The sequence below is a fragment of the Parafilimonas sp. genome (genome assembly GCF_047606085.1).
GTDB lineage: Bacteria > Bacteroidota > Bacteroidia > Chitinophagales > Chitinophagaceae > Parafilimonas.
Map to the genome: position 1 here is coordinate 1 of NZ_JASGEX010000033.1, position 11,067 is coordinate 11,067.

The following is an 11,067-nucleotide window of genomic DNA, read 5'->3' on the forward strand; positions in this document are numbered from 1 at the left end:
ATTCATTTTGCCCATGCGATAATTTGCGACCATCTATCTTTTGGCCTATAAGTACTTCTAAATTTTGCATACGCAAAAGTAGGAAAATAAAGCGAGAAATGTCGCCTATCCTGTGAAATGGTTGGTAGATTTACATCTTAGCTCAATTAATAAAACCTGTAATGATGATTTATTTTAAACGGATTGCTTTTTTAATGTTCGCCGTTTCAGCCCTATTTTTTTCTTCCTGCATGCAAAAAACAGGCTCTTATAATTCGCTTACCGAACAAGAACAAAAAGATGGCTGGCAATTGCTTTTTGATGGCAAAACAATGAAGGGCTGGCACGCTTATAATCAAAAATAAATACCGCCTGTGTGGAAGGTTGAAGATGGCGAATTAAAATGTGTGCAAATACCCAGCAACCTTGAGCATGCAGACCTTGTTACCGATAGCATGTATGAAAACTTTGATCTGCGTTTTGAATGGGCAATAGAAAAGGCCGGTAACAGTGGTGTAATGATAAATGTGCAGGAAGACCCAAAATATGCAGCCACTTTTTTTACTGGGCCTGAATTTCAAATGCTGGATAATGCTAATGATGAAGTGCACAAAGGCAAGCCCGCGGAAATTGCCGGCGCCGTATATGGTGTGTTGCCGGTTAAAAATGAAGTGCAGCCAAAACCGTTTGGCGAATGGAACGAATCCCGCATTGTTCAAAATAATGGTAAAATAACTTTCTGGCTTAACGGTGTTGTTACAGCCGATATACTAATTAACAGCGATGAATGGAATGAGCTTGTTGCCAAAAGCTCATTCCATTCATACACTGATTTTGGCAAGCTAACCAAAGGCCACATAGCCTTGCAGGATCATATTGATGAGGCGGCTTTCCGGGCTGTTAAGATTAAAAAATTATAGGTATAAATCATCAACCTGGCATTAGTTGCAATGGCTGCATCAACCAGGGATGCAGATACCCTCGCATTGGAAACGTGTATGGAATATTCAAAAGCATTAAATAATACAAGGGTTGAGCCGGTGTATTTGGCCAATGCCGCTGCATAGTTAACGGCATTATCTGCTTCTTTTGAATAGTCTGTGGCTGCAATAATCGTTTTCATATAATTTATATTGTATGCCGAATTTACCCACGCACTGTTTATGAATATATGACCGGGGCTTGTTTAAAAACTGATATATGTCAATTAATGCATGCGGGCTTCAGTTGCAGAGCGAAGGCGATGGCTTATTCCTGGTAATAAAAACTGGAAAAATAGGTGTCGTCCTTAAAAAAATTGTTGTTTACGTTTCCGCCAAACCTGGTGCTTACCGCGTCTTTCCAAGCAAGCCCACTGTAAGGGCTCATGCTGCTGATGAGGCTGATTAATGTTCCGGAGACCCGTGCGTAAATTTTAAGCGTATCTGTATCGCCGGCCACATGCTGAAAGGCCGGGGTGAAATGAATAACCGTGCTGCCGGAACCTTCAGCAGGCACACGCAATGAATCGCTTTCCGTTGCCAGTGTGGTGTTTTTATTTTTTACTATCAGCCTGCATTTCTTCACAGACCCGTTATAATAAGGCGGCGCATATATAAATATGGGCAGATCAGCCAGCGACCACCTGGATGCTCCTGTTAATTTTACCTGCATAATTTCCCTGAAACCGTTGTTCAAAACAGTGCCTGCCGGGTTTTGAAATACAATGCCCGGCTTATTAAAAACAAGGCACATAATGTTTGTTTTTACCGGCTTGTTCAGATATACATCATGTTCCACATTATCTTCCAGCGATACGTAAGAAAAATGTGTGAGGCTGACCCTTGCAGTGGAACCTGAAGTTATTGTATTTACATGTTTATAAAATATTTCCATTAAAAGGTCTGCACCTGATCCGGGTTTTAAATAGCGGTCAATATAATACGTCATTGTGCCTGTGTCGTTGGCTATTTTATCATCATAGATGCTGCTGATGCGCGAAGATTTTATGATTGAAGGTGCCGAAAAATCCATGCGCCTTAAAAAGATATTTTTGGCAGCCACAACCTGAAACTCTGCAATGGAGCTGTCGCCGTTTGGTATAAAAGTTTTTTGCGTTACAGGAGGTAATATTCCTGTTTTAACAGTGATGCCGGCATCTTTAATTATAACAGAGTCATCGGATGCTGCAGTAATTAGGCTGCTGTTGAGCGTATCTGCATTCTTCTGGCATGATGTGAAAATAAACGTTAATAACAAGCCAGGAAAACAAACAGTCCGGATTAAAGAGGCAGGTAGCTTTTTCATAAGAAAAAACGGAAATGGTGAAGCCGCAAAGTACGTAATTTTCGCGGGAGTTCTTTCTGCATTTCCTCCGGAGATTCACAAAGCGCAGGCAGGCTCATTGCATAAAGCACAACGGCAATCCGTTTTGCAGAAATTCAGCTAACTGCCACAGCCTTTTCAGTACATTTCTCTTGAATATTAATGTTTTATTGGTCAGGAGGAACTGCCGTTAAATTTTTTACAGATACTTTGTATAATTTATTCACTGTTGTACGATTAAAATATTTTCTCCTGGGCTTTAGCCCAGGTTATCCGGACAATAATGTAATTTATGCATGAAAAAATTTAATGTACGTTTGTGTTTCTTTTAATATTAATGTATGGCGCCCGGAATAAAACCTTCAGTTATTATCAATGCCTTGTTTATATGCGTTGCCTGTTTATTAACGGCAACTATATGTTTTGCACAAACAAATGCATCAAGCAATCATACAATAAAAACAATCATGGAAAATTCAAACGGCACAACTATCACGTTAAGAGGAGAACCTGTTCACACAGTTGGGAAACTGCCCTCTATTAATGTACAGGCAAAAGATTTTACTTTAACAGCGGTTGATCTTTCGGAAAAAACACTGGCTGACTATAAGGGAAAGTATATTGTTATGAATATTTTTCCCAGTGTAAACACCGGCGTTTGCGCTAAATCTGTAAGGGCATTTAACCAGGATGCGGCGGGGCTGAATAATACAGTGGTGCTTTGTATTTCAAAAGACCTGCCTTTTGCGCAAAAACAATTTTGCGGCGCTGAAGGCATTGACCATGTTGTAATGCTTTCTGATTTCAGGAACGATTTCGGCAATATATACGGGGTTGAGATTGCCGATGGCGCCCTGCGGGGCTTATTGAGCCGTGCAGTGGTTGTAATTGACCAGTCAGGCAAAATAGTTTATGAGCAGCAGGTGCCTGAGATAGGGCAGGAGCCTGATTATGCAGCAGCTTTAAAAGCAGTAAAATAGATCGTGTTTATTTTGATTTACGGCTTAGTACTAACGTGAGTTCGGGATAAGATTAGTCATGGATCGTCATTTCGAAGAAGCATTGCAAGATTATTTTCTTTTATCCGGATCATGCATGCAACTGATAAATCTCCGGAAATTAAGATTGTGAACCAAATAAAATATCTTAGTCCGACAAAAAATTAGGGGAGGCATAAAGCTCCCCTCTTTTTAATAGTTTGCAGGTAACTCCAAGGTTAAGGATGTTCCCTTAAACACTTTTGTGGTCTCGACAGCTCCACAAATAAAAAACCTGTGTTGTCTTTATTACAGCACAGGTTTTTTATTAAGATTGATGATTGATCTGCTGCCTTATCGCTTTCCAGGCATTTATCAAACCATTGGTTGATGAGTCATGCGAAGTGATTTTCTCATTGTTCTCCAGTTCGGGCAAAACTTTAGAGGCAAGCTGTTTTCCTAATTCCACGCCCCACTGGTCAAAGCTGAATATATTCCAGATAACGCCCTGTACAAAAATTTTATGCTCATACAAAGCAATAAGGTTGCCCAATGTTTTAGGCGTGATTTCTTTAATTAAAAACGAGTTGGTTGGCTTATTGCCTTTAAACACTTTAAATGGTACGAGCTTTTTTATTTCTTCCGGCGATTTGCCATCTTTCTTCAATTCTTCTTTTACTTCGGCCTCATCTTTTCCTTTCATTAAAGCTTCTGTTTGTGCAAAGAAGTTACTTAACAGCTTTAAATGATGGTTGCCAATGGGGTTATGCGAAATGGCAGGCGCAATAAAATCGCAGGGTATTAATAATGTCCCCTGGTGTATCAACTGGTAAAAAGCATGCTGGCCGTTTGTGCCCGGCTCGCCCCATATTACAGGGCCTGTGGCATAATTGGTTTCGCTGCCATTGCGGTTTACATATTTGCCATTGCTTTCCATATTGCCCTGCTGAAAATAAGCGGCAAAGCGGTGCATGTATTGATCATAAGGCAATATGGCTTCTGTTTGCGCCCTGAAAAAATTGGTGTACCATATACCTATTAGCGCCATCAGCACCGGTATGTTTTTATCAAAGGCGGTTGTTTTAAAATGCACATCCGTTTCGTAACCGCCTTTTAAGAGCTGTTCAAAATTATCGTAGCCAATAGTTAATGCAATTGACAATCCAATAGCGCTCCACAATGAATACCTTCCGCCAACCCAATCCCAGAACTCAAACATATTGGCGGCATCAATGCCGAATTCTGTAACCGCTTTTTCGTTGGTGCTTAAGGCCGCAAAATGTTTTGCAATATGCTGCTCATCTTTTGCTGCATTTAAAAACCATGCACGCGCTGTATGCGCATTCGTCATGGTTTCCTGTGTGGTAAATGTTTTGGAAGCAATTAAGAACAAAGTTTCATCGGGCGTAACATGCTTTAATGTTTCCACTATGTGCGTGCCATCAATATTGCTTACAAAATAAGGCTGTATGCCTTCTGCCCAATAGGGCTTTAAAGCTTCCGTAACCATTACGGGCCCAAGGTCGCTGCCGCCAATACCAATATTTACAATGTATTTTATTTTCTTGCCTGAAAAACCTTTCCATTCACCGCTGTGAATTTTTTCGCAGAAAGCCTTCATTTGCTGTTGCACACGTTGCACATCGGGCATTACATCCTTGCCATCACTTAAAACAGGTTCGCCACTAAAATTTCTTAATGCCGTATGCAATACAGAACGGTGTTCTGTTTCATTTATCTTATCGCCATTAAACATTTCTGTTATGGCTTCTTTTACCTTGCAGTCATCGGCAAGCTGCAGCAGCAATTGCAATGTTTTTGGAATAATGATGTTTTTGGAATAATCGAATAAAATATCGCCAAACGTAATGGAAAATTTACTGAAGCGGTTTTCATCTTCCGCAAAGAGGCGCTTCATGGTTATGTGGCGCATTTCATCGCCCTGGTGTTTTGTAAGCAGCAGCCATGCCTGTGTATTAGTCGGATTTATCTTAGGTAACATTTCGTGTTATTTAATTTATAGCTTGCATTTTCGGCGAATTTACAAACGATTAATTACTTACAAAGTGTGTTTGCAGCACTTCAAAATACGTAGATTAAGATGAAAGCTTTTCAATTAATCGTAATAATTGTTCTTCCCGTTTTTTCAAGGTATCAAGTTCTGCTTCCAAAATACTAATTCTTTTTTCATAAAATGATTTTTGTATTTCAAGCTGCTTATGATCAAAACTTTTATCAAGGTTGCTTTCATTAAAAGAAATAACCGGATCGTTTTTATTTAATAAATCAGCTAAAGATATTTGTAATATATTGGCAATATGTTCGGCAATGTTAACGTTCAGCTTGCTTTTATTTAATTCGATTTTTGAATAAGCATTCTGGCTTATGCCTAATTCATCTGCCATATATTGCTGAGTAAAGTTTCTATACTCCCTTAGCAGTTTTATTTTTTGACCAAGCATTAAAATTGATTTTAAGGTTTTAAAGTAGTGCAGTTAGTTGTTGCTTAAACAAAAAAAACTCAGGACTTTTATATTTCAAATTTACCTTTTAAAATCCAATTTCCGATTATCTTTATTCAATTTTGTCCCAATTTAAAAATTATTTTTTATGAAAAAAACATTACTTCTCTCAGCTTTTATAGTTAGCTTGTTTTCTCTTGCTCATGCATCTAATGGAGAAAGTATTTCAAAATCAATGTTCAAAAATTTGGTACATGTACAATGTATTAAGAACTGAAATCCAAACTATGCAGGAACAAGCATTTAAATTGCAAAATCGGGCAATAAATTTCAGCATGACAAAACCCATATCGGCAACCTACTTATTATGATGTCTGTGGCCAACAGTTAACTTTTACTATCACTTGCAGTAATTGTACTATTGCAACTGAATTAGCCGCAGCAGCCGATGCTTATGTTGCCAGCCGTACGGATGTTTACGGTTGCTTTTACTAATTGAAAACAGGTATTTTAAAGGTAAATTTGACTTAAGTATCTAATCTGCTCAAAACTTTTTTATGCTTTTTTTTAATATTATTCTCTCTCTCTTTTTATTTTCTTCTTATCAGGATAGCAAGCCTGAACCTGCGGTGGGAAAGGTTATCTATAGTTTCTCCCACATGTTAGACACAAATAATGCCTCCCGTTTTTATAAGGAGGAAATGATGCTGTTGTTTGGCAATAAAAGTTCTCTATATACAAGCTATACACGCATGGTGCAGGATTCAATAAAAGATGCTAAAATTAAAGAGGCGGGGGCAAGCGATAGCAATGCAATTAAAATTAATATGGGCGTTATCAGGATCAGTTCTCCGGAACAAATATTTACTTATAAAGAGCCGGAAGCATTGTATATAAACATGCAGTTTAATGATAATAATTACTTAATAACGGAACCCTTAGCGCAAATAAAATGGCAAATAGCAAAAGATACAAGAAAAATTGCAGGGTACATCTGCCAAAAAGCAACCTGCATATTTAGAGGGCGCAATTATATTGCCTGGTTTACATTAGCAATACCGGCAGGCTTTGGCCCATGGAAACTACAGGGATTGCCCGGATTAATACTTGAAGCTTATGACGAGAAAAAACAAGTGAATTTTATTTGCGAAAACGTTATGCTTAATAAAAATATTGCAATAATTAATTTTCCTGCAAATGCAATAAAAACCACCATGGCTGAATACAACCGGATGGTAAATGCCTTTAGAGAAAATCCAGGCGCTGCTTTTAACGACAAAGGAATAACAATTTCAGTTGATCCAAGTTCAACAGTATCTCCGCGAAAGCAGGGTAGAATAAATAATCCGATAGAGTTGACAAATAATTAATGCAATTTAACAGCCGTTTATTTATCGTTTTGCTTTTGCTGGTAATTTCAAACGAGTTATATGCTCAAAGTGTAAAATTTTACCTGAAGGGCACTGTAAAAGATACTGCAGGCAATACCATTGGTTTTGCAACTGTAAGCATTATAAATAAATCTTCAGGCGCTGGCATTTTTTTCACCCAAACCAACGAAAACGGATTTTATTCTTTTTTAATTAATGACAGCAATATCTTAAAAGAAAACCTAGCAGTTACGGTAGATGCCATTGGATATTTAAGGGCAGAGAAAAATATTAGCGACTGGTCTGCCGGTTTTAATTTTGTATTAAACGCCGATGAAAATTTTTTGACACCTGTAACAGTAACTGATAACTCGCCCCGCATAAAAAAAAGCGGCGATACGCTTAATTACCGTGTAACAGATTTTGCAAATAAAAACGATAAAGTAATTGGCGATGTAATTAAAAAGTTACCAGGCATAGAAGTGGACGATAATGGCGTTATAAAATATAATGGAAAAGCTATTAATAAATTTTATATTGAAGGAGATAATTTACTGGACGACAAGTATACAATGGGCACTAAAACCATACCTGCCGATATTGTAGATAAAGTGCAGGTAATAGAAAACAACCAGGATATTAAGCTGCTGAACGGAATTGTTACCACCGACAGGGCTGCCATAAATATTACTTTGAAGGATAAGGATAAATTGCGGTTTATAAATAGTGCAAAAGGTGGGGTTGGCAGTCGTGGTGCGTATAAGGGTGAAGCAAACAGCCTTGCGTTTAAAAATAAATTTAAAGCTATTAATGCCTTTAAAATAAATAATGTTGGTGAAGATTTGCGTGATGAGATTGCTTCTCACAATTTAAACGATTTCCCTGATGATAACCAGCCTCAACTGCTTACTAACAACCCTGTTTATCCGCAGGAAATTGATAAGCAGAGATTTCTTTTCAATAATGCTAAAATGTTTAATATAAATGATCTTGTTAAACTTAAAAAAGATATTGCATTAAGAATAAATGCTTATTACCTTAATAACAGGCAGCAACAAGACTTTAATAATGCTATAAAGTATTTTTTCCCGGGAATTGATACAATTGCTTACACCGAACAGCAAAGCAGTATTGATAAAACCAATAACTTGCATGTGCAGTTAAATATAAATGTTAACAATGCAAAACAGTATTTAAATAATACTCTTTCTGCCGACTATAATACTGGCAACAATTTGGCGGGCATTATTGCTAATAACAATCCAGTTCAGCAGCAGTTGCTTAGCCATATAGTTAACTTTACTAATAGCTTTGCCGGTGTAAAAGTGATTGGAGGCAACAATATTTTGCAGTATTTTTCCTTTACCGATTATAATAAAGAACCGCAAACCTTACATGTAACACCCGGCCTGAATAAGGAAATTCTAAATAACAGCGATTCGTTTAAGCAAGCTATACAACATGCAACGATTCCTTCTTTTTTTACCAATAATTATATTACATATTATAAACCGGGAGAACATTTTTTTCAAAGTTATAAAGCCGGTTTTTTATATCATCAGGAAGCTTTGCAATCTGTATTAGATATCCAGCAATTGAATAACACCATAAATTTGGCAAGCGACAGCTTTACAAATCATTTAAGCTGGCATAAATTTACATTATACTTAAACCCTGAAGTCCGTTGGGAATATGACCGAAATTCATTCGTATTATCTGCGCCTGTAAATAATACTATTATCAACTATGAAGACACACTGTTGGGTAAAAGCTTCAGGCACAGCTTTTTTTTCATTACCCCCTTTTTTAAATGGCAACACAAGGTTGGTAGAGAAAGCTATGTATCAGCAGGATATAGTTATAATTTTCAGCCAGGCAGCATTGAACAGGTATATTATGGTATGGTTATGTTAGATTACAGAACATTTAATTCAAACAATGCACCATTGCAACAAACATTCAATCACAATATTAATGCAGGGTTTACATTCAAAAAATCGCTTAAAGTTTTTTTCCTCAATGTTTTTGCCAATTATGGATTTAAAAGCAATAATTTTATTTATTCAACCTTAATACAAAACAATCTAACAAAACAAATAGCGTTGCCCTTTAAAAATAATGTTTCATCGTTTAACATTAGTAGCAGCCTTAGCAAATATATTTTTGCATTAAAAACCACACTCAGTTTAAAATATTATTTTCAGTATAGTCATTCACAGCGATTGCAAAATGACATTCTTTTTCCTGTAATTTCCTTATCAAACTTTTATTCGGCTGGTTTACGCACTAAAATAACGGAGTGGTTGTATGGCAATTATAAAGTTGATTATAACAAAACTATTACAAAAGCAGACTACGGCGATAATGATTTTATTCAACCTGGTGAACAATTAAAACAACAGGCTGATATAGAAATGTTCCCAATAGACAGGTTAGGCATAACAGCAAAATGCGAATATTATTCAATTAAACAAGCGCAGTCATCTTCCAAAAGTTTTGTATTTGCTGATTTTGTTTTTAAATACAGGTTAAAAAAAATACCGCTTAGCATAGAATTATTATGTGCCAATATAACTGATCTAAAAATATATTCATCGCTATCGGTTACAGCTAATTCTATTTCCAATTTCAATTATAAATTAAGGCCAAGAACTATTTTAGCTACAGTTTCCTATGATTTTTAAAAATATTGAGGAAAGGCTATGTACTTCTTAAACAGTTTATAATTGATTAATTACTTCAATGGTTTCATCAATCATTGCGGCCGTTATATCTAAATGGGTAACCATTCTTATATGTTTTTTTGAAATTGCCATGGCAAGTATATTATTTTTTTTAAACAAAGCCGATAATGTTTCTGCCGTATATCTGCCTTTCACTTCAAAAATCACAATATTGGTTTCAACCGGGAATATGCCGCCCACAAAATCTTTTTGCTGCAATGCGGCTGCCAGTTTTTGTGCATGCAGGTGATCGTCTTTTAATCTTTCCATATTGTTATCCAGCGCATACATGCAGGCGGCGGCAAGATAGCCGGCCTGCCGCATGCCGCCGCCAAAAATTTTTCTTATCCTTCTTGCCTGCGCAATAAAATTCTTTGTGCCAATGAGAAGGCTGCCCGCAGGTGCGCCCAGGCCTTTGCTTATACAAACAGAAATGCTGTCAAATATTTTCCCGTAATCTTTGGGCAATTCTCCTTTTGCAATAAGGGCGTTGAACAAGCGGGCGCCATCTAAATGCAACAGCAGATTATTGGCATCGCATGTTTTCCTGATAGCTTTAATGTCTTCAAAATCATAACAGCATCCACCGCCGCGGTTAGCCGTGTTTTCGAGTGAAACCAGTTTAGAATATGCTTTATGCAAATCGTTCCTGTTATTAATACAGTTTTCCACCTGTGCTGCTGTTATCCTGCCATAATTGCCATCAATTAAATTAACAGAGCAGCCTGCATTAAATGCAATGCCGCCGCCTTCATACTGATATATATGTGAAAGCCTGTCGCAGATTATCTCATCGCCCGGCTGTGTATGGCATTTAATGGCAATTTGGTTTGTCATGGTTCCGCTGGGGCAAAAAATGGCGGCTTCCATTCCAAATAAGGCAGCCGTTTTTATTTCAAGCGCATTAACGGCGGGGTCTTCTCCAAAAACATCGTCGCCCACTTTTGCCTGCATCATGGCATCAAGCATGGCAGCCGTTGGTTTGGTTACGGTATCGCTTCTGAGGTCGGTCATAAACGGCAAAGATAAAGTCAGCCGGTTTTATCTGAGGCATAATCAGCGCTTCCCTTGCTATAGCTGTTTACACTTTATTGCAAATGATACAGGCTCATAGAAATTATATAGAATCATTATTGTCCGGATAAAAATTATCGAATCTCTTGAAACCATTTGCCAGAGCGGGTTCTGGCCCCTCTCCTTTGGAGAACTTGTCCCGACCATTCGGGAGGGGTTGGGGTGAGGTCAAACATTG

At 37.6% G+C, this 11,067-nt stretch carries 9 protein-coding genes; 4 read left to right on the forward strand and 5 right to left on the reverse strand.

Annotated elements, in window-relative coordinates; genetic code table 11:
• Nucleotides 1-353 precede the first annotated feature (353 nt).
• On the forward strand, nt 354-899 hold the full coding sequence (locus tag QM629_RS02920; protein WP_415157010.1) for a DUF1080 domain-containing protein: 546 nt from the start codon (nt 354-356) through the stop codon (nt 897-899).
• Here the strand turns inward: QM629_RS02920 and QM629_RS02925 are convergent.
• Together QM629_RS02925 and QM629_RS02930 are read right to left on the reverse strand one after the other, a co-directional pair.
• The gene (locus tag QM629_RS02925; RefSeq protein ID WP_415157012.1) at nt 851-1,102 is read right to left on the reverse strand and encodes a universal stress protein; all 252 of its coding nucleotides are present in this window, start codon (nt 1,100-1,102) and stop codon (nt 851-853) included. The two genes, QM629_RS02920 and QM629_RS02925, sit on opposite strands and share 49 nt — an antisense overlap.
• Nucleotides 1,103-1,227: 125 nt before the next feature.
• The gene (locus QM629_RS02930) at nt 1,228-2,265 is read right to left on the reverse strand and encodes a hypothetical protein (RefSeq protein WP_415157014.1); all 1,038 of its coding nucleotides are present in this window, start codon (nt 2,263-2,265) and stop codon (nt 1,228-1,230) included.
• A gap of 359 nt (nt 2,266-2,624) precedes the next feature.
• Here QM629_RS02930 and tpx point away from each other — a divergent pair, with 359 nt between their 5' ends.
• A complete protein-coding gene (tpx, locus tag QM629_RS02935) occupies nt 2,625-3,263 on the forward strand; it encodes a thiol peroxidase (protein ID WP_415157016.1) in 639 nt (212 codons plus the stop codon).
• Nucleotides 3,264-3,588: 325 nt separating this feature from the next.
• Here tpx and pgi read toward each other — a convergent pair whose 3' ends face one another.
• Both pgi and QM629_RS02945 read right to left on the reverse strand, forming a co-directional pair.
• Nucleotides 3,589-5,262: a glucose-6-phosphate isomerase gene (gene pgi, locus QM629_RS02940; protein WP_415157018.1), complete on the reverse strand. Its 1,674-nt coding sequence runs from the start codon at nt 5,260-5,262 to the stop codon at nt 3,589-3,591.
• Nucleotides 5,263-5,356: 94 nt separating this feature from the next.
• Nucleotides 5,357-5,722: a helix-turn-helix domain-containing protein gene (locus tag QM629_RS02945; protein WP_415157020.1), complete on the reverse strand. Its 366-nt coding sequence runs from the start codon at nt 5,720-5,722 to the stop codon at nt 5,357-5,359.
• Between the two features lie 557 nt (nt 5,723-6,279).
• On the opposite strand from QM629_RS02945, the gene QM629_RS02950 reads away from it, so the two are divergent.
• Together QM629_RS02950 and QM629_RS02955 are read left to right on the forward strand one after the other, a co-directional pair.
• Nucleotides 6,280-7,092 (forward strand): GLPGLI family protein, encoded by an 813-nt coding sequence (locus tag QM629_RS02950; protein ID WP_415157022.1) that lies wholly within the window; start codon nt 6,280-6,282, stop codon nt 7,090-7,092.
• Nucleotides 7,092-9,776 carry a hypothetical protein gene (locus tag QM629_RS02955; RefSeq protein WP_415157024.1) on the forward strand — a complete coding sequence of 895 codons (2,685 nt, stop codon included), beginning with the start codon at nt 7,092-7,094 and terminating at the stop codon, nt 9,774-9,776. Before QM629_RS02950 ends, QM629_RS02955 begins: the two co-directional genes overlap by 1 nt.
• A gap of 36 nt (nt 9,777-9,812) precedes the next feature.
• Here QM629_RS02955 and QM629_RS02960 read toward each other — a convergent pair whose 3' ends face one another.
• The gene (locus QM629_RS02960) at nt 9,813-10,829 is read right to left on the reverse strand and encodes a threonine aldolase family protein (RefSeq protein WP_415157025.1); all 1,017 of its coding nucleotides are present in this window, start codon (nt 10,827-10,829) and stop codon (nt 9,813-9,815) included.
• Nucleotides 10,830-11,067: the final 238 nt, after the last annotated feature.